The sequence below is a fragment of the Hymenobacter daeguensis genome, assembly GCF_054780555.1.
Map to the genome: position 1 here is coordinate 137,360 of NZ_BAAGWC010000003.1, position 19,719 is coordinate 157,078.

The window sequence follows — 19,719 nt, forward strand, 5'->3', positions numbered from 1 at the left end:
GAAACTGCCTCAGAGAATGTACTGGCTCAGGTCCCGGTTTTTCACCATGTCGCTGAGGCGCTCGTTCACCAGCTCGGCGGTGATGAGGATGCGGGCGTGGGCGCCAATCTTGTCGGGCACGTCGTAGAGGATGTCGTTGAGCAGGCGGCTCATAACGGTGTGCAGGCGGCGGGCGCCGATGTTTTCGACTTCGGCATTGACTTCAGAAGCAATTTCGGCCACGCGCTCCAGCGCGGCGTCATCGAAGGTTAGCTCCACTTCTTCGGCTTTGAGCAGGGCCTCGTATTGCTTGGTGAGGGCGTTTTTGGGGTCTTTGAGGATGCGGAAGAAATCAGCCTTGCTGAGGCTTTGCAGCTCGACGCGGATGGGGAAGCGGCCCTGCAGCTCGGGAATGAGGTCGGAAGGCTTGGAAACGTGGAAAGCGCCGGCGGCAATGAACAGGATGTGGTCAGTGTTGACGATGCCGTACTTGGTGTTCACGGCCGAGCCTTCCACGATGGGCAGCAGGTCGCGCTGCACGCCCTGGCGGCTCACGTCGGGGCCACCGCCGCCGCTTTTGCCGCCGCTGCTGGCCACTTTGTCAATCTCGTCGATGAAGATGATGCCGGCGTTTTCGGCCTGACGAATGGCTTCGTCCTTCACTTCGTCCATGTCGATGAGCTTGGCGGCTTCTTCGTCCAGCAACAGCTTACGGGCTTCGGCCACGGTCACTTTGCGCTTGCGGGTTTTCTTAGGCATCATGTTGCCCAGCATGTCCTGCAGGCCCGAAAGCGCCCCTTCGTCCATGCCGGGCGGGGTGCCCATGATGCCGATGCTTGGCCCGGCCTGCGCTACCTGAATTTCAATTTTGCGGTCTTCGAGCTCGCCGTTTTTGATTTTCTGACGGAACCGCTCGCGGGTGCGCTCGTTCAACTCGGCGTCGGACTGCGGCAGGTCGTCGCCTCCCCCACTGCCGAAACCGAGGCCGGTTTTGGTCCCGGCGGGCTTGCTGATGGCGGGGATGAGGGCATCCAGAATGATTTCTTCCACGGCGTCGGCGGCCTGGGCTTTCACGGCTTCCTGGCGGCGGGCTTTCACGCGGTTCACGCTTTGCTCGGCCAGGTCGCGCACCATGCTTTCCACGTCGCGGCCCACGTAGCCCACTTCCGTGAACTTGCTGGCTTCGACTTTCACAAACGGGGCATCGGCGAGGTGGGCCAGGCGGCGGGCAATTTCGGTTTTGCCCACGCCGGTGGCCCCAATCATAAGAATGTTGTTGGGCACAATTTCGGCCTGCATCTCGGCCGGAGCGTGCAGGCGGCGCCAGCGGTTGCGCAGGGCAATGGCCACGTGGCGCTTGGCCTCGTGCTGGCCGATGATGTACTTATCGAGTTCGGCCACGATTTGGGCCGGGGTCAGGAAATCTTGGTTGAGCATAGGGGATGTACGGCGTTTGACAGGACAGAGGGGGTATGAAAGCTGTCATCCTGAGCGGAGCGAAGGACCGTATCACGCCTGAACAAGTAACTGCCCGGGCGTGATGAGGTCCTTCGCTCCGCTCAGGATGACAGACGTTGGTTGCGGTAATAAAGGGCTATTCCTTCTTCTTAAACAGCGAGTTCAGATTGCGGGAGATGGTGAAATACTCGCTGGAACCGGCCGCCTGCAAGGTGGCGTGGGTATAGTCAATCTGGAAAGTGCTGATTTTGAGCATGGCCCCGAAGCTAAGGCCGGCGCTGCCGCTGGTGTTGTCGAGGCGCAGCTCGCGGCGCTGCAGGTGGTTGTAGCCCACGCGCAGCTGCAGGCCTTTGCCCAGCACCAGCGCCGCGCCCACGGTGAAGTGCCGGGCCAGGTTATCGCCGAAGCTCTTGGTGGCTTTTTTCTCGTTGCCGCTGGCATCGAGCACGCCGCGGGCGTTGGGGTCGAGGTACTGAATGTCCCACTGCTGCAGGTGGTGGGCCGTGAGCGAGAAGCGGATGGGCATGTGCTCGGGCTTCACGGTGGCCCCGATTTGCACATCGAGCGGCAGCGGGCCCCGGTCGGTGCCGGGGTAGGTGATGAACTGGTAGCCAGCGTTTTTTACCGCCAAACCGGCCGTAAAGTCGGCCGTAGGGTGCTTGTAGACCACGCCGGCATCGCCCACGCCGGCCAGCGAGCGGCTGCCCGCAATGCTGCTCACGGCCAGCTTGGCCGTGGCCGCGAAGGTGAACTTGCCCTTCGTGAAAGCATCGGAAGCGCCTACGGTGTACTCGTTCACGCCGAAGGTGCCGAGGCTGTTGCCGGCCGGGTCGTAGCTCTCGAAATCGCCGTAATTAAGGTAAGTGACGCCGATGCCGAAGCGCCCGGCCTTCTTCGTATTGAAGACGTAAGCAGCGGTGCTCTGCTTGATGTCGGCCACGTAGGCCACGTAGCTGAGGGCCAGGCGGCCGTCCATGTCCGGATTTATCAGGGCCGGATTGCCGAACAGCATGGTGGGGTCGTCGGTGCGGGTCGAAACGTTCATGCCGCCCAGCGCCGCCAGGTGGGCGCTCGGCGGCAGGTCCAAGAACGGAAACACGGTGCGCCCCCCCAGCTGCTGCGCGGCGGCAGGCCGCAGCCCCATCACTCCCAACAAAAGGCCAAAACCGGCAGCCCGGCCAGCGGAAAAATGCTTCATATAGCTAAGATACGGCAGAAGAAAACCCCCTTTCAGCCGACAACGCAGGGCTGAGGCCGGAAATTACTTCCAGGCTGCTTTTTATGAAGCAGGAACGTCGTGCTGAGCGGAGCCAACGCCTGACGTTCCTGCTTTCGGCCTTACTGCACCTCCACGCTGGGGCCGGCGGCGGGCACGGGCTCGTCGCGCACGGGCAGCTTTTGTGGGTGCGGCACCAGCTCGTCGAGCAGGGCCACGCGCAGCACGTCGTCCACGCGGTCGGCGTAGTGAATGGTGAGGCCCTTGAGGTAATCTTCGGGGATTTCCTCGATGTCCTTGCGGTTTTTGGGGCAGAGAATAATGTCCTTCATCCCGGCGCGGCGGGCCGCCAGCAGCTTCTCCTTGATGCCGCCCACCGGCAGCACCTTGCCGCGCAGGGTGATTTCGCCGGTCATGGCCAGCTTGGCCCGGATGCGCCGCTGCGTGAAGGCCGAAGCCATGCTGGTGAAAATGGCAATGCCCGCGCTGGGCCCGTCCTTCGGCACGGCGCCTTCGGGGAAGTGAATGTGCAGGTCGTACTGCTCAAACAGGCGGTAGTCGATGCCGATTTCATCGGCCCGCGAGCGCAGGTAGCTCAGCGCCGTGATGGCCGATTCCTTCATCACATCGCCAAGCTGGCCGCTCAGCGTGAGCTTGCCGCGCCCGCGGCTCAGCAGGCTTTCCACGAAGAGAATGTCGCCGCCCACCGAGGTCCAGGCCAGGCCCGTCACCACGCCGGCGGTGTCGTTGTCCTGGTACTGGTCGCGGTCGAAAATGGGCGCGCCGAGAATTTTGCGGATTTCGGCCGGCTCCATCACGGCCGGCAAGGCTTCCTTGCCGGCCTTGCGGCGGGCCAGGTTGCGGGTCACGGCGGCCAGCTTGCGCTCCAGGCCGCGCACGCCGCTCTCGCGGGTGTAGTCGTCGGCCACGCGGTTCAGCGCCAAATCGGTGATTTTCACTTCCGTTTCGCCCAGGCCGTGCTCTTTGAGCTGCTTGGGCCAGAGGTGCTTGCGCGCAATCTGTACCTTCTCCTCCTGCGTGTAGCCGGTGAGGTCGATGATTTCCATCCGGTCGCGCAGGGCGGGCTGAATGGTATCGAGCGAGTTGGCCGTGGCAATGAACAGGACCTTGCTCAGGTCGTATTCCACCTCCAGGTAGTTGTCGGTGAAGGTGGCGTTCTGCTCGGGGTCGAGCACTTCGAGCAGGGCCGAGCTGGGGTCGCCGCGGAAGTCGCTGCTCACCTTGTCAATCTCATCGAGGATGATGACCGGGTTCGATACGCCCACCTTCTTAATCTGCGAGATAATGCGGCCGGGCATGGCGCCCACGTAGGTTTTGCGGTGCCCGCGAATCTCGGCTTCGTCGCGCACGCCGCCCAGGCTCATGCGAATGTACTTGCGGCCCATGGCTGCCGCAATGCTGCGGCCCAGCGAGGTTTTGCCCACGCCGGGCGGGCCGTAGAGGCACAGAATCGGCGCTTTCAAATCCTGCTTCAGCTTGAGCACGGCCAAGTGTTCGAGGATGCGCTCCTTTACTTTCTCCAGGCCGAAATGGTCGGCGTCGAGGATTTTTTTGGTCTGCTTGAGGTTGAACTTGTCCTTCGTGAACTCATTCCACGGCAGGTCGAGCAGGAACTCCACGTAGTTCAGGCTCACCGAAAAATCGGGGGCCATGGGGTTGGTGCGGGCCAGCTTCTCCATCTCCTTCTTGAAGTGAAGCGCCACCGACTCGGGCCATTGCTTGGTTTCGGCGCGGGCGCGCAGGCGGTGCACGTCCTCGTCGGGGCCGTCCTGGCCCAGCTCGTCCTGCAGGGTTTTGAGCTGCTGGCGCAGGAAATACTCGCGCTGCTGGGCATCGATGCCGGTGTGGGTTTTGGAGCGAATGTCCTGCTTGATTTCGAGCAACTCGGCCTGGCTGAGCAGGGCTTCGAGCAGCTGCCGGGCCTGGGCTTCGGGGTCGGCCAGCTCCAGCAGCTTCTGCTTGGCGGCGAGGTCGAGCTGCACGTTGCTCGACAGAAAGTGCGTGAGGAAGGCCGGCGACTGAATGCCATCGAGCATGGCCCGGGCTTCCATCGGGATTTCGGGCGTGAGCTCCAGCACCTTGGTCGCGGCCTCGCGCAGGGCCTGCAGCAGGGCAAACTCGCCGGGGATATCAGGGTTCAGCGACACTTCCGGGAAGTAGCTCACCCGCGCCACCAGCGGCGTAAAGCTGATTTGCTCTTCCACCGAAAAACGCACCTGCCCCTGCAGGATGATGGTAATCTGGCCATCGGGCTGCTCCAGCAGCTTCAGGATGCGGGCCAGCGTGCCCACGGGGTGCAGCTCGTCAGTGGCGGGCTCGTCGGCGTCGGGGTTGAGCTGGGCCACCACGCCGAGCAGCTTGTCGGCGGCATAGGCTTTACGCACCAGCTTCACGCTTTTTTTGCGGGTCACGGTCACGGGCAGCACCACGCCGGGAAACAGCACGGTGTTGCGGACGGGCAGAATGGGCAGCGTGGGCGGGGCATCATCGCCGCGCAGGAGGTGGTCGGGGTCGGCGGCCATAATGGCGATGGCTTCAGGTTGAGAACTAGAGTCGCTTAGTGTGCGAACGGAAGTCGCAGCAGCAGAATAGAAAGGTGCCAGATGCATGAAAGGAAGTAAAAACAAAGGCAAGGCCACAGGTGCCAGTTTGGCAGGCCATGGCCTTTGAGGTGGGAAGATACAAGGTACGGTATCCCGGTGCGTTTACGCGTCAAGGGCCGTGCCAGGGGCTCAAAGCAGCCAAAGCGGCGCATCTACGGTCTTCGGACCGGGCATGGCTTGGCTATTTCCCTAAATTGTTGGCAACTTGCGCAATATTTTATGTTGAAAACTCTACCGATGTCGGCTTTATTGCGCGGCCGCCTGCTGCTATTCGTGCTGAGTGCGGCCTTTTTGCTGCTGGCCCTGCCCGCGGCCCAGGCCCAGCGCCGGCCCGTGAAGCGCATTCCGGCCGCCGCCTCGCCCTCGGCCGATACCACCAGCGGCGGGGCCTCGGCCGCGCCAAAAAAAGAGCCGGCCAAGCCGGCCATTGCGCCCGGCACCTACCGGGTGCGGGGCCTCAACAGCCGCATCAGCCGCAAGCTGCACCTGCGGCCCGACGGCACGCCGGACTTTGTGTTCACCAACCGCTACCCTTTTTTCGAGGATAAAAAGGCGCTGAAGGCCATTGCCAAATCGGAGCGCCGCCGCCAGTACCACCAGACCCGGCTGCTGCTGGAGGACTACGTGGCCAAGTTCGGCCCGGTCAATTTTGAAAAGAACACCGACATGCTCTGGCGCCTGGGCCAGCTGCTGGAGCGCGACAGCCAGACGGTGAAAGCCAAGGCCTACTACCGCCTGGCCCTCAAGCACAGCCGCGCCGACATCAAGAAGGTGCAGCTGTACTACGACTCGCTGGAGGAGAAAAACCAGGAGCTGTACGTGCCCCTCAAAACGTACTACGAGCTGGTGGAGTACCGCAAGAACCTCAACACCTTCCACCCGCCCAAGGGCGTGTACACGAGCATGGGCGACGCCATCAACAGCAAGGCGCCCGACTACGGGCCGGCGCTGGGCGGCAACGACTCGCTGCTGATTTTCAGCAGCAAGCGCAAGCGGCGCGGCCTCACCGGCGTGGTGGACGAGGAGCTGTACACCTCCCGCCGCGAGGGCATCAGCTGGACCGATGCCGAGCCGCTGCCCAAGCCCATCAACTCGCCCAGCAACGAGGGCTCGGCCTGCCTGAGCAAGGACGGCAAAACCATCTACTTCGCCCGCTGCGAGTGCGCCACCTGCCACGGCAACTGCGACCTCTACACCGCTACGCGCGGCAAAGACGGCAAGTGGGGCACGCCCAAAAGCCTGGGCCCGCTGGTGAACTCGCTGCAATGGGACTCGCAGCCCACGCTCTCGCAGGGCGAGGATACGCTGTATTTCGCCTCGGACCGGCTGGGCGGCTTCGGCCTGTCGGACATCTATTTCACCCACAAGCTGAAAAACGGGCAGTGGAGCCCGGCCGAAAACGCCGGCCCGGTCATCAACACCCGCGAGAACGAGGTGAGCCCGTTCTACCACCCGCTCTACCACGTGCTGTATTTCAGCTCGCGGGGCCAATTGCTGAACTTTGGCGACTTCGACATCTACAAAACCTACCGCGTGGGCGGGCGCTGGCAGGAACCCAAAAACATTGGCCCGCTGGTGAACGGCAAGGGTTCAGAGTATTACTTCACCATCGACCGCGAAAGCAAAAACCTCTACTACGCCCGCTCGGAGGCCTCGGAGCTGAACAACCTCGACCTCTACTCTTTCCCGCTGCCCATGGAAGCGCAGCCGCTGGCCACCACCAAAGTAGAGGGCACGCTGGTCGATTCGGTGAGCCAGAAGCCGCTGAAAGGCATCGTGAGCATTATCGACACCGATAACGGCATTGAGGTGGCCAGCAAATTCATCCGGCCCGATGGTACGTTCGACTTCGAGCTGATTGAGGGCTCGCACTACGCCATGCTCATTCAGAGCAACGACTTTTTCTCGGTGGAGAAGCAGTTTGAGCTGAAGGGCGACACGGTGATGACCCTGCTCACCAACAGCATCGACTATAAACTGCCGCTGATTTTCAAGAACCTGGAGTTTGAGCAGGGCAAAGCCGCCGTGCTGCCCGCCATGCAAACCACCCTCGACCGCATTGCCCTGTTTATGGTGGACCACCCCACGTTCCGGCTCAGCATCGCGGGCCACACCGACACCAGCGGCGACCCGGAGGTAAACGAAAAACTCTCGCAGGACCGCGCCGAAGCCATTCGCCGCTACATCGAGCGCAAGGGCAAGCTCGCGCCCAATCGCATCGAGAGCTTTGGCTACGGCTCCAGCCATCCCCTCAAAGACGAGGTGACCGAGGCCGACGCCAAGGTGAACCGCCGCGTCGAGTTCAAGCTCATGAAGCCCGAAGCCGCCGACCAGCCCGCCGATGGCGGGGGCTTTGGGAAGTAGCCTTATTCTACCGTCACTACCCGCACCGTTTTCCCATTAAAAACGGCTTCCTCCCCGGCCCGCAGCCCTTTCAGCGCTACAGCCACCGGCGCGGCCGGCGAAACGGCGAATACGTCGGTTCCTTCCAGCTTGCCGGCGCTGATGCTGATGTAGAACCGGCCCATGCTGGTGCTCACCAGCGCGCCGGGCCGCACGGTGTCGCAGGCCAGGTCGGGGTTGATGCGGGCCAGCTCGGCCTGCAGCTGCTGGGCCTGCTGCATGTGGGCGGCGTTGCGGTCGCGCTCGGCGTTGGCCATTTCGCGGCCGGTTTCATACTTGTCGCCGGCGCTGCTCTTGGTTTCGGAGCTGGACGACTCCTGGGCCGCCTGCATGGCGGTGCGGGCGGCGGCGATGCGCTGCTCGATAAAGGCGTGGCAGAGGGCGTGGAGCGTGGGTTTGGGGGTCATCTGTTCGGCTTAATCAATATCCAGGAAATTTTAGCCTTCGTGCCGACTATTTCAGATGGTTCATCTGAATCCTTATCCTTGCGGATGCTGCTTTGTTTCTGAAAAACGTAAAGCAGTTCGGATTTTTCTCCATAGCCCGCCCAAGCCAATTCCATTCTCTCAATAAATTCATGGGGTCCAGCCATTGCTGTAGGGAATACGGCTTTAAGTTGGCCTGAAGTAGAACCAACATGAATCCCTTTTGCGGTTTGATAAGTCGGATTGAGTACAATCAAGCCAGCTATTTTTTTATCGGCTTGCCAGTACACGAAGAGCTTTTGACCACGGCTTGCAACCAACATGGCATTAGGAGTATTACTGCCTTCATCGAAGCCATACTTATACAAGTAGACAGGGGTGTAAGTACTGCCTTTATAAGCGTCTTTCAGCTTAGCGACTGTCATCCCAATTCGCGCTTTCCCTACCGAGCTTTCGGTAATTATAGGCGTATCAGGAAAATCAGCGGGCGGGGCTTGGCAGATGCTGCCCGAGGCAATGAGCCAGCAGCTGAGCAGCAGAAGAAGCTTGGGCATGGGGCTAAGTTAAAACGAATCCAGCGCGGCCTGCACCTTCGCGGCCCACTGCACATCCTCCGGCGCTACCACCAGCACGCGAAAGCCGTGGCGCTCGCCTTCAATTCGCACGCCTTCGGAGTCGTCAATCAGCAAATCGATGCCGAAGCTGGGCGGGTGCTTGGTGCAGCGGGCTGCCACTTCGCGGTCGTGCCGCTGCTGGTTCACCACGCCATCGAGCCGGATGCCGTGCAGCCAGAACAGCTGCCGGATGCGCCACGCGCTGCGGTAGGACGTGGTGTAGACCCACACTTCCCAGCCGCGCTGGCGGCAGTGGTTCACCAGCTCCTGAATGCCCTCGCGGAGCGGCTCGTTGCCCAGTAGCCGGGCCCAGAGGCGCCGTTGGGGCGAGGCCAGGGGGAAGTCGTGGCCGCAGCGGATGAGGGTATTGTCGAGGTCGAAGGCGAGGCGCACTATCGGGCTAGCTGGCGGGGTTCTTCAAATTCAGGAGGCGTAAATCCTCTTGGTCTTTGGGGCGGCCGGTGCTGGCTTTGTTGCGGCGCAGGTCGTGAATGCTGATGACGGCAATGGGCACCTCATCGAGAACGGCCGTTTGCCGGCCAGGATAGCACTCGGCAAAGCTCACCCCGTCAATTTCAGTTAAAACATCTATCCGAATGGGGCTCACGCCAATCTGAATAATATTGCCCGGCTCCGTAAAATCAGCAGCTGTATGGCCCAAACCCGCTACTCCAAAATCGGCCAATACCTGCACAACCCGCCGGGCATTTTCAGGCGTAGGATTCACCCATACGTCAATGTCGCCCGTGTTGCGCACTACTCCGTACCGGGCCGCCGCGTAGGCCCCCACCACCAAGTATTCAACAGCGTGGGCGTTTAATAACTCGACAAACTCTTTGTAATCGGGGCTGAGCTGATTGGCTGTCATTCCGGGAATTCAACTGAAAAGCAAAGGTTTGCTGACGTAAGATTTCAACGGCCGCCATGCGTTCATCAGGCGTCTTGGTCAACCAAAAGAGTACGTCGTCAGCATCCTGGTCGGCATGAAGCGTGGTCTTGCGAGTAGCGGTTCGGTCGAGGCGTAGCATGTTACAAGTTACGATGATTCACGCCATTTTGGTCAGCCCCTCCGCCACCACCCTATCATTCCCCAGCCTGGGCACCTTGTTCTGCCCGCCCAGGCGGCCCAGGCTTTTCATGTAGCGCTGGAAGGCCCCGGCGGGCAGCGCCGTGAGCTGAAGCGGCACCAGAATATTGCCCCGGCGCAGGTCGTCGTAATAGGTATTGCGGCAGCGCAGGGCCATATCCAGCGCAGCGGCGAAGGCAGCTGCATCCTGCGGCGGGCGGGCAAACTCAACCAGCCACTCGTGGCGTGAGGGCGTGGCGGGGTCGTCGCTCACGAGCGGGGCCACGGTGAATTCGGTGACTTCGACCTCGGGGAACTGGCGCATGGCTTCGCGCAGCGCCTGCTCCACCTCCTCCCCTATCACGTGCTCGCCAAAGGCCGAGAGGAAGTGCTTGATACGGCCCGTCACCACCACGCGGTGCGGGCGCAGGCTCACAAAACGCACCGTGTCGCCGATGCTGTAGCCCCACAGGCCGGCGTTGGAAGTGAGCACCACGGCGTAGTTGCGGTCCAGCTCCACGTCGGCAATGGTGAGGCGGGGCGCATCGGGTTCGAAGAACCGCTCGGCGGGCACAAATTCGAAGAAAATGCCGCTGTTGAGCAGCAGCAGCAGCCCCGGGTTGCCGGGCTCGTCCTGAAAGGCCAGGAAGCCTTCGGAGGCGGGGAACAGCTCGATGCTGTCCACCGGCCGGCCGATGCTCTCGAAGAGCTTGGCGCGGTAGGGCTCGAAGTTGACGCCGCCGTACACGAACAGGTTGAAGTCCGGAAAAATGTCCTTGACGGGCCGGCCGGTGCGGGCCGTGAGGCGGTCGAAATACATCTGCACCCACGGCGGAATGCCCGAAATCAGCGTCATGGGCTGGCCCAGCGTCTCGTCCACGATGCGCTCGAGCTTGGTTTCCCAGTCTTCGATAATGTTCGTCTGGTAGCTCGGCAGCTGGTTGCGGCGCAGGTAAGCCGGCACGTGGTGGTTGGCAATGCCCGACAGCCGGCCCGTGCGGATGCCGTGGTGCAGCTCCAGCGCCGGCGAGCCCGACAGGAATATCAGCTTGCCATCGAGAAACCGGCTGCGGCCGGTGCGGTAGATGTAATATAAAAGCGCATCGCGGGCCCCGTCGATGTGGTTCGGGATGCTGTCTTTCGTAATCGGAATGTACTTGGTGCCCGACGTGGTGCCGCTGGTTTTGGCCAGGTACAGCGGCCGGCCGGGCCAGAGCACGTCGGCCTCGCCGGCCTGGGTGCGGTCGAACCAGGGTTTCAGGGCTTCGTAGTCGCGCACGGGCACCTGCCGGGCCAGGTCGGCGGGCGTGCGGATGCCGCCCAGCTCGTGGGCCCGGCCGAAAGCGGTGCCGGCCGCCGTGGCAGTCAGCTGGGCCAGCAGCTCGCGCTGGGTGGTTTCGGGGCGGTGCTGCCAGCGCTGGTAGCGCCGGGCGATGTAGCGGGCCAGCGGCTGGCTCAGCGAAGCTTTCAATCCCATAAATCCGAAGTTAAAGGCCGTTGGAAGGGCTGCGAAGGTACGTTGGCCGAACGCGCGGGTTGGCCGGCCCTGCAACCTCGCCAGCCTGCCGCCGTTAGGGTTTGGGGCGGGCCGTTACGGCGGCAAGCTAACCCTCACCCCATATTTTCACCACTTCACCAATTCCCCACATCATGGCAGACCATGCAGGCAAAGCCGTCTGGAACGGCGACATCAAAGGCAGCGGCACCCTCACCACCGACAGCGGCGCCCTCAACGCGCCTTATTCCGTGGGCAGCCGCTTCGAAGGCAAGCCCGGCACCAACCCCGAAGAGCTCATTGGCGCCGCCCACGCCGGCTGCTACACCATGTACCTCACCAGCGTGCTCACCAAGCACGGCCACACGGTGAACACCATCACCACCACCAGCACCGTGACGATGAACCCCAACAACGGCCATCCCGTCATCGAACACATCCACATCAGCACCGAGGGCAACGTGACGGGCGGCAACATCACCGCCGACGACTTCCAGAAGCACGCCGAAGATGCCAAGGAAAACTGCCCCGTCTCGAAAGTGCTGAGCGCCGTGCCCAAAATGACGCTCGAAGCGAAGTTCGTCGGCTAAGCCGCTCTGAGTCTGACCGCAAAACGTCATGCTGAGCGCCGCCGAAGCATCTCGCCTGGGGTGGTAATTCAATCGACTGGATTGCTGCTGCAGGCGAGATGCTTCGGCGGCGCTGAGCATGACGTTCTTTTTGCCCTATCAGAAAAATCTTCGTCCTAAATTTGTCGCTATGCCCACTGGTACCACCCGCATCCGCCTCCGTCCCGCCAACAACTCCCGCGTCAATTTCTGGGGTCAGCTCACCGTCAGCTGCGGCTGGGTGCTCTACGCCTTGTTTGCCATGGAGCGCGACCAGCTGCGGGGGCCGCTCTACTTTGTGCACTGGGTAGTGCTGGTGCTGGGGTTGTTGTTTCTGGGCTATGTGCTGGTCAACAACGCGCCCATTTTTGGCACCCAGAGCTACCTGGAATTCACGCCCGGCTACATCGTGCACAAAAACGGCCTGTTCCGGCCCAAGCAGGTGTTTGCCGCCGAAAACATTTCCACGCTCGAACTCAAGCCCCTGGCCCTGCGCGTGCGCCAGAAAGACGGCGAAATCTACGCCCTCAACCTGCGCGAAATCAAAGGCAAGCGCCGCAAAATGAGCTTCCGCGAGGAAATCCGCGAGTTTGCGGCCAAGCACCGCCTGCCTCTGCAGGAAACCAGCCCAACGGCAACGGCTTAATGACGGACCCGATTAAAACGAACAATGCCCCGAAGCTTCGCTCCGGGGCATTGTTCGTTTACGGCTTTCGGTACGCTATTTCTTGGCGAACTTCTTCCGCAGCTCATCCACCTGGTCGCGGAATTTCTTGTCCGAGTCCACCAGGTCCGACACGGTTTGCACCGAGTGCATCACGGTGGTGTGGTCGCGGCCGCCGAAGTGGAAGCCAATGGTTTTCAGGGTGTGCGAGGTGTGGTGCTTGGCGAAGTACATGGCCACCTGCCGGGCCGTCACCACTTCCTTCTTGCGGGTTTTGTCCTTCAGCAAATCAACTGAAATGTTGAAATACGCGGCCACGGTCTTCTGAATGAAGTCGAGGTTCACCTCGGCCTCCACTTCCTCAATGATGTGGCGCAGGGCCTGCTTCACCATTTCCAGGTCGATGTCGCGGCGGCTCAGGCTGCTCTGGGCCACCAGCGAGGCAATGACGCCTTCCAGCTCGCGCACGTTGGTGTGCACCGAGTTGGCCAGGTAGTCCACCACGTGGTCCGGCGGAATGTCGATGCCGTCCTGCTCCATCTTGTTGCGGATGATGGCCACCCGCGTCTCAAAGTCGGGGCTTTGCACGTCGGCCGTCAGGCCCCACTTGAAGCGGTTCAGCAGCCGGTCTTCCAGGCCCTGCAGGTCCTTGGGCGGCCGGTCAGACGTCATCACAATCTGCTTGCCCGACTGGTGCAGGTGGTTGAAGATGTGGAAAAACATCTCCTGCGTCTTGCCCTTGTTGGCCAGAAACTGCACGTCGTCCAGAATCAGGGCATCGACCTGCAGGTAGAAATTGGCAAAGTCCTGCACCTGCGCCCGCTGCACGCTGTCGATGAACTGGTTGGTGAACTTCTCGGCCGACACATACAGCACAAACCGCTCCGGCGAAGTGGCCTTGATGTGGTTGCCGATGGCCTGCACGAGGTGCGTTTTGCCCAGGCCCACGCCGCCGTACACCATCAGGGGGTTGAAGCTGGTGGTGCCGGGCTTGTTGGCCACCGCGAGGCCGGCCGAGCGGGCCAGGCGGTTGCAGTCGCCCTCAATGTAGTTGTCGAAGGTATAGGAGCCGTTGAGCTGCGAAGGCACCAGGTTGCCGTCCATCGGCTTCACCTGCTCGAAGGGATTGCGGGGCGCGGCCACGGTTTCGACGCCCGCCAGGGTATTGGTGCCGAAGTTGCTGCGCTGGGCCGACCGCACCGCGCCGGAATTCACGTAGCGTGCCGAGCCGGCGCGGGCGCTGCCGGCCAGCGGGTTGCTTACCGGCGAAGGGGCGGCGGGCATGGGCTGGGGCGCGTCGCGCGGGTCGGGAGCGGCCTGCTTGCGGGTGGGCGGCAGGTGCAGGGCACGGGGCGGGGCCTGCTCGTTGCCCTGGTCCACCACCACGCTGTATTCGAGGCGGCCTTCGGGGCCGAGCTGCTGGTAGAGGGCGCGGCGCAGCTCGTCGACGTAATGCTCCTCCAGCCAGTCGTAGAAGTAGGCGCTGGGCACCTGAATGGTGAGCACGTTGCCCTTCAGCTCGACGGGCACGATGGGCTGAAACCAAGTCCGAAAGCTCTGCTCCCCGATTTCCGCCGAGATGCTGCGCAAACAGCCTGCCCAAACCGTACGAAAATCCTTGAGCATGAGACTAGTTAAGCAACAGCCGGCTACGAACCGGTAACAAAAAGAGGAAAGAAAACTGCGGCTTCTGAGCCGCATTATTTTTTAGAGGGGGACAAAATTGTGGAAAACTTAGCGAGAAAAAAAGCCCGTTTGCCCTTGCTTTTTCGCTAGTTCTAGCAGGACTGTACTGCAATCGGTCAATGCCAATTTTTGCCTGCCAAACAGAAAGAAAGAATAGTTGAATGCCGCTGGCAGCCCTCCCCTGCCGGCAGGCAGCCCCTCCGCAGGGTACGCAGAGAAAAGGCACTGCGGCCAATTGCCGAAGTGCCCTCTAACGTAAACCGATACCGAAAATGATTCCCGTCTATCCAATTATTTCGCGCACCGGCAGCACCGAAGCCTGCGCCAGCCCACCGCGCCGGGTGCCGTGCGCAAACTCGAAATCGAGCCGGCCCAGGTTGATGCCCGACCAGCCCACCTGGTTGATGAGCGTGGTGTGGCCGCCGGGCCCCGCAATGGGCTCCGGCGCATCCATGAATGTGTGGGTGTGGCCGCCCAGAATCAGGTCGATGCCCGCTACCTGGGCCGCCAGCTTGCGGTCTTCAATCTTATTGGGGGAGCTGTCGAACTTATACCCCAGGTGCGAGAGGCAGATGACGAGGTCGCACTTTTCGGGGCCGCGCAGCTGGGCAGCCATTTCTTTGGCCTTGGCCACGGGGTCGAGGTACACGGTCTGGCCGAAGTTTTTATCGGCCACCAGCCCGGCCAGCTCGATGCCCAGCCCGAACACGCCAATGCGGATGCCCTGCTTCTCGAACACTTTGTAGGGCGCGAAGCGGCCGGCCAGCGGCGTTTTCGAAAAGTCGTAGTTGGCGATGAGGAAGGGGAACGTGGCGTGCGGCAGCTGGCGCTGCAGGCCTTCGAGGCCGTTGTCGAAGTCGTGGTTGCCGAGGGTGCTGGCATCGTAGCCCATCTGGCTCATGAGCTTGTATTCGAGCTCACCGCCGAAGAAGTTGAAGTACGGCGTGCCCTGAAAAATGTCGCCCGAGTCGAGCAGCAGCACGTTGGCTTCTTTGGCCCGGATGTCCTTGATGAGGGCCGCGCGCCGCGCCATGCCGCCCAGCCCGGCCCACTGCCCGCCGTTGTCGGGAAAGGGCTCGATGCGCGAGTGCATGTCGTTGGTGTGCAGGATGGTAAGCTTCACCGGGGCCTTGGCGGCTTCGGCGGTATTGGCCAGGCCGCCCAGCACGGCGAGGCCGGCGGTGCCCAGAAGAGAGTTGCGGAGGAATTCGCGGCGCTGCATAATATTTAGAATTATGAATTAAAAATTATGAATTATGAATTGATTTTTTGAAGCATGAACTGCCTGGAATCGCTCGACCAGATAATTCATAATTTTTAATTCATAATTCTTAATTAGCTTTCACCCGGCCCTCGACCCGGGCCGTGATGGGCTGGCCGGCTTTGGTGAGGTCGCGGATGTGGTCGGCGATGGCGGTGCGGAGCAGCACGTTGGTATGGCGGGGCGTGAGGGCTTTGAAGAAGGTCAGGTTGTCGCCGCCGGTGGCGAGGTAATCGGAAATGGCAATGGTGTAGGTCCGGTTTTCGTTCACGTCGAATAGCTTGCCGCCGATGCGGATGTCCTTGGGCTGGCCGTCGAAGGTGACGGTGTAGGTAGCGCCGGACACGGCCATTTTGATGTGAGCGGCGTATTCGAACAAGTCTTCCACCACCGGGCCGGGCGCGTCGAGCACCACCAGCTCGTTCTCAAACGGCATGAGCTCAAACACCGAGCCCAGCGTGACGGGGCCGGCCGCGAAGCCGGCGCGCAGGCCGCCGTTGGTCATCACGCCCAGGTCCATGGGGGCTTTCAGCTCCTTGCTGGCACGCTCGCGCTGCAGGTCGGCCACGAAGTTGGACAGCGGGTTTTCGCCGGGCGCTTTGGTGAGCGGGGCCGGAGCGGTGCCCAGCACTTCGGTCATCTGGGCCGTCACCTTGTCGTGGTAGGGCGCGATGAGGGCCGCAATGGCCGGGTCTTCAGCCTGGGTTTTGGCCACCGGCTGGCTGGTGACGGGCACAAAGTGCGCCGTGGGCACGTAGGCGGCGCGCTGGCAGGCCGGCAGCAGCGCAAACAGGCCGAGGGCTACTGCGAGCCGCTGAGTGGGAATAGGCATAGAAATCGACCTTTGGTTATTTCGTGAAATTATAGCTCAGCAAAGCAAAATAATGCTGCTGAGTGCTCCCGATGCCCGTTGTGGCTATCAGGCCCGAGCTGCGTTCGGCTCGCAGCTCGAAGGCGAGGGCGCGGCCTGCAAGCGACGGTAGTTGCACACCCACACTGCCTGCCAAACCGATTTCGTAGTTTACGGCCCCAATATCCCGGTTTTCCAGCGTTCTGGAGGGGCCGTAGGCAACGGTGCCGGAGCTAGTGCCCCGCCCCTCCTGCACCGACATATCGAATTTGAGGCGGTAGGCATAGCTTGCCCCAAGCTGCGCATAGGGCCGCAATTTGCCGGTCGGATAGGTGTAGCGCACCATCAAGGGCATTCGCAGGTAGGTAAGGTTCAGCCGCATCTGCTCGTAGCTACTGCCAAAATCCGGACCGGCCAGAAATGTATCGGCGTAGCGCAAAGGCTCTACCAGCGCCTCAAAACGCAAGCTCAGCTTTTCACTAATGGAAGCAAATGGAACGGTGAGCCCCAGCCCAACGACCGGCACGGTGCTCGCAAAGTTTCCGTTTTCCAGGAGGCTCAGCCCACTCACCGAAAGACGGCTGCGCTCAACCCCTGCCACTACGCCCAGCTTCACCCGCTCGCCGGCGCGGCCGGCCGACCGGCCGCCCACCGTAGCGGCGGCTCCCGACGTGGCCGCCACGGGCGCGCGGCAGGCATTGTAGCGCTGCACCACGCCCGTGAGGGCGCTGGTGGTAAAAGCCACGCTGGCCACCGTTATCCGCACGGCCGGACAATCAACCATCAGTTCGGTGAGCACGCCCCGGTACAGATTGGCCCGCAGGTAGGCGCGGGTCAGGTAGTCGGAGCCGGGGTGCCGGCTGGGAATAAGCTCGGTAACGGGACGAGCGGCATCCTGCGTGGCCGGGGCCACAAAAAAACGGTCAACCCCGGTTTTGCTGCGCAGCTGGTACAGGTTGAGCGGGCCCGAAGCCAGCACTTCCATAAACACCGGCTGCGGCGGCGGCGTGGCCTGGTACTGCACGCTGTCGATGGCGGTGAGCAGCTGCGTGCGGTAGTAGCGCCCACTCGCGAAGCCGTAGCCACGCAGCTGGGCCGGCGTGTAGGCCACCACCGGAGCATCGGCGGTGGGCCGAAAGCGGCACAGCTCGGCACTGCGCACCCCGCCCCGGTAGTCTGTCAGGCCGCGCACGGTATCGCCGCTGAGCGGCACCAGGTAGCCGGGCCGGAAATCAGCCTGGGCCTGCACCGTAAGAGCACGGCCCAGCCAGCCAAGGCTTATCAATAACAGGCAGCGTAGCTTTTGATTCATCCTAAAACAGGCCGGGGCTTAAAAGGAAACCGGCATCGGAACCACAAAGCTAGTGCGCCTGCGCAAGTCGGCCGGTATGCCCGCACGGGGCCGGCGGCTTTGAGGAGCAGGCGGTATCTTTCGGCCTGTTTTGGCGAAGGCGCGTAGTTGCTGCTAAATCCCCCGCGCCGCCGCCCAGAACGGCCACTACTCTATGTCCGACACCCTTACGGCTGCGCCCGTTTCCTTCGCCGAATTCCCACCCGTGACCACGGCCGAGTGGCAGGCCCGCCTCGCCCGCGACCTCAAAGGCAAGGACCCGGCCACCCTGCGCTGGCCCCTGCCCGATGGCTTCACGCTCGAACCCTTCTACCACCGCGAAGCCCTGACGGCCCTTGGCGGAGCCCCGGCTCCCCTGCCCCACCCGCTCGCGCCCTGGCTGAACATGCCCGTGGTGAACGTGCCCGCCGGCGACGGCCGCGCCGAAATCGACCAGGCCGCCGCTGCCCTCGCCAACGGGGCCGATGGCATTCACTTCGTGCTGCCCGATGCCGCGGCCTTCGATGTGCCGTACCTGGCCACGCGCCTGCCGCTGGCGAGCACCTTCCTCGGCTACACCCTCACCGACAAGCCGGAGGTGCTGCTTGGCCAGCTGGTGGATGCCGCGCCGGGCACGGCCCTGCGCGGGTTCCTGCGCTTTGCGCCCGGCCCCGTGCCCGAAGGCGCCGAGCTGGCCGACTACCGCGCCGCCCTGCGCCGCTGCGTGCGCCTGGCCACGGCCATGCCCGACTTTCGGGCGCTGGCCGTGAACGGGGCCTTTTTCGGCAACCGGGGCGCGACGAACACCCAGCAGATTGCCTACACCCTGAGCACCGCCGCCGCCCTGCTGGCCGAGCTGCCCGACGCCGACACCACCGCCGCCGAGGTAGCCGCCGCGCTGCACCTGCACGTGGCCATCGCGCCCAGCTACTTCCCCGAAATGGCCAAGCTGCGCGCCCTGCGCCGGCTGTGGGCCACGCTGCTGCACGGCTTTGGCCTGCCGGCGGAGCTCAACGGGAAGCTGCGCATCCACGCGGCCACGGCCAGCTGGACGATGACCACGCTGGACCCGCACACCAACCTGCTGCGCCACACCACCGAGGCCATGAGCGCCGTGCTGGGCGGGGCCGATTCGCTGAGCGTGGCCCCGTTCGATGCGCTGTTTGCCGAGGCCAACGACTTTTCGGGCCGGCTGGCGCGCAACCTCTCCGTGCTGCTGCGCGAAGAAGCCGGCCTGGGGCAGGTGCAGGACCCCGCCGCCGGCTCCTACTACCTCGAAACCCTCACCGACCAGCTGGCCCGCGAGGCCTGGGCGCTGTTTCAGGAAACCGAGGCGGCGGGCGGGCTGCCCGCCGTGCGCGGCAAAATCCTGGAAGATATCAAGGCCGTGACCACCGAAACCTTCCGGCGCATTGCCGCCGGCCAGCAGGTGGTGGTGGGCACCAACCGCTTCCAGAACCGCGCCGAGCAGTTCCCCTTTCATCCCAAGAAGCTGCTGCGCTCTTCGGCGTTCGACGTGACGCGCGCCGCCTACCCTACCGAAGTGCTGCGCCTGGCCACGGCCATGCACTTCGAGCGCCGCGAGAAGAAAACCAAGCGCGCCGCCGTGGTGCTGCTGGGCTCCAACACCAACCAGGTTATTCTCGAAAACTTCCTGCAGCTGCTGCAGCCCCACGAGCGGCCCGAAATAGCGGCCAGCCACCCGCCGGGCACGCTCTCGCTGCTCTACTCCTCGCCCGAGGAGGCCACCCTGATGTATGCCACGCCCGAGCAGTTCCAGAAATTCGCCCGCTTCATCTACCAGATTCCGGCCGAGAAGCAGCACTTCATCCCGCCGGCCCTGCTCAGCTCCGACATGGCCACGCTGCACGAGGCCGTGCGCGTGTTCGGCTTCAAGGAAATGAAGGTGCAGGGCTACACCACCGAGCAGGTGCTGGCCCGCCTGCAAGGGCGGTGACGCTGCGCTTAATGAGGAATAAAGAATGAGGAATGAAGAATTCCCAGGCGACAATTCCTCATTCCTCATTCTTCATTCCTCAT

16 protein-coding genes are annotated in these 19,719 nt (G+C 62.6%); 4 read left to right on the forward strand and 12 right to left on the reverse strand.

All coding sequences use genetic code 11. The annotated features are described in order from the left end of the window. Positions 1–9: 9 nt before the first annotated feature. From hslU to lon, 3 genes are all read right to left on the reverse strand, one after another. Positions 10–1,416 carry an ATP-dependent protease ATPase subunit HslU gene (gene hslU, locus ACYVHT_RS06750; RefSeq protein WP_460549291.1) on the reverse strand — a complete coding sequence of 469 codons (1,407 nt, stop codon included), beginning with the start codon at positions 1,414–1,416 and terminating at the stop codon, positions 10–12. 157 nt (positions 1,417–1,573) lie between these two features. Then, positions 1,574–2,635: a type IX secretion system protein PorQ gene (porQ, locus tag ACYVHT_RS06755; protein ID WP_460549294.1), complete on the reverse strand. Its 1,062-nt coding sequence runs from the start codon at positions 2,633–2,635 to the stop codon at positions 1,574–1,576. 140 nt (positions 2,636–2,775) lie between these two features. Beyond that, positions 2,776–5,196: an endopeptidase La gene (gene lon, locus ACYVHT_RS06760; protein ID WP_460549296.1), complete on the reverse strand. Its 2,421-nt coding sequence runs from the start codon at positions 5,194–5,196 to the stop codon at positions 2,776–2,778. Between the two features lie 300 nt (positions 5,197–5,496). On the opposite strand from lon, the gene ACYVHT_RS06765 reads away from it, so the two are divergent. Beyond that, positions 5,497–7,641 carry an OmpA family protein gene (locus tag ACYVHT_RS06765; RefSeq protein WP_460549298.1) on the forward strand — a complete coding sequence of 715 codons (2,145 nt, stop codon included), beginning with the start codon at positions 5,497–5,499 and terminating at the stop codon, positions 7,639–7,641. 2 nt (positions 7,642–7,643) lie between these two features. Here ACYVHT_RS06765 and ACYVHT_RS06770 read toward each other — a convergent pair whose 3' ends face one another. From ACYVHT_RS06770 to ACYVHT_RS06790, 5 genes are all read right to left on the reverse strand, one after another. Further along, positions 7,644–8,087, reverse strand: a complete 444-nt coding sequence (locus ACYVHT_RS06770) for a 3-oxoacyl-ACP synthase (RefSeq protein WP_460549300.1) — start codon at positions 8,085–8,087, stop codon at positions 7,644–7,646. After that, the gene (locus ACYVHT_RS06775; RefSeq protein WP_460549302.1) at positions 8,084–8,659 is read right to left on the reverse strand and encodes a hypothetical protein; all 576 of its coding nucleotides are present in this window, start codon (positions 8,657–8,659) and stop codon (positions 8,084–8,086) included. Before ACYVHT_RS06775 ends, ACYVHT_RS06770 begins: the two co-directional genes overlap by 4 nt. Positions 8,660–8,668: 9 nt before the next feature. After that, on the reverse strand, positions 8,669–9,112 hold the full coding sequence (locus tag ACYVHT_RS06780; protein WP_460549304.1) for an HAD family hydrolase: 444 nt from the start codon (positions 9,110–9,112) through the stop codon (positions 8,669–8,671). Between the two features lie 7 nt (positions 9,113–9,119). Further along, the gene (locus ACYVHT_RS06785) at positions 9,120–9,587 is read right to left on the reverse strand and encodes a nucleotidyltransferase (protein ID WP_460549306.1); all 468 of its coding nucleotides are present in this window, start codon (positions 9,585–9,587) and stop codon (positions 9,120–9,122) included. A gap of 178 nt (positions 9,588–9,765) precedes the next feature. Further along, a complete protein-coding gene (locus ACYVHT_RS06790) occupies positions 9,766–11,262 on the reverse strand; it encodes a GH3 domain-containing protein (protein ID WP_460549308.1) in 1,497 nt (498 codons plus the stop codon). Positions 11,263–11,435: 173 nt separating this feature from the next. Here ACYVHT_RS06790 and ACYVHT_RS06795 point away from each other — a divergent pair, with 173 nt between their 5' ends. Next, positions 11,436–11,870, forward strand: a complete 435-nt coding sequence (locus ACYVHT_RS06795) for an OsmC family protein (RefSeq protein ID WP_460549310.1) — start codon at positions 11,436–11,438, stop codon at positions 11,868–11,870. A 169-nt stretch (positions 11,871–12,039) separates the two neighbouring features. After that, complete coding sequence (locus ACYVHT_RS06800; RefSeq protein ID WP_460549312.1) at positions 12,040–12,534, forward strand: hypothetical protein; 495 nt, start codon at positions 12,040–12,042, stop codon at positions 12,532–12,534. A gap of 75 nt (positions 12,535–12,609) precedes the next feature. Here ACYVHT_RS06800 and dnaA read toward each other — a convergent pair whose 3' ends face one another. From dnaA to ACYVHT_RS06820, 4 genes are all read right to left on the reverse strand, one after another. Next, a complete protein-coding gene (dnaA, locus tag ACYVHT_RS06805; RefSeq protein WP_460549313.1) occupies positions 12,610–14,178 on the reverse strand; it encodes a chromosomal replication initiator protein DnaA in 1,569 nt (522 codons plus the stop codon). Positions 14,179–14,521: 343 nt separating this feature from the next. Beyond that, positions 14,522–15,460, reverse strand: a complete 939-nt coding sequence (locus ACYVHT_RS06810; RefSeq protein ID WP_460549315.1) for a bifunctional metallophosphatase/5'-nucleotidase — start codon at positions 15,458–15,460, stop codon at positions 14,522–14,524. 109 nt (positions 15,461–15,569) lie between these two features. Then, positions 15,570–16,331, reverse strand: coding sequence for a bifunctional UDP-sugar hydrolase/5'-nucleotidase (locus tag ACYVHT_RS06815; RefSeq protein ID WP_460549317.1), 762 nt, complete (start codon positions 16,329–16,331; stop codon positions 15,570–15,572). Between the two features lie 16 nt (positions 16,332–16,347). Then, positions 16,348–17,661: a porin family protein gene (locus ACYVHT_RS06820; protein WP_460549319.1), complete on the reverse strand. Its 1,314-nt coding sequence runs from the start codon at positions 17,659–17,661 to the stop codon at positions 16,348–16,350. A 193-nt stretch (positions 17,662–17,854) separates the two neighbouring features. On the opposite strand from ACYVHT_RS06820, the gene ACYVHT_RS06825 reads away from it, so the two are divergent. Further along, entirely contained in the window at positions 17,855–19,636 is a 1,782-nt protein-coding gene (locus tag ACYVHT_RS06825; RefSeq protein WP_460549321.1) for a methylmalonyl-CoA mutase family protein, read from the forward strand. Positions 19,637–19,719: the final 83 nt, after the last annotated feature.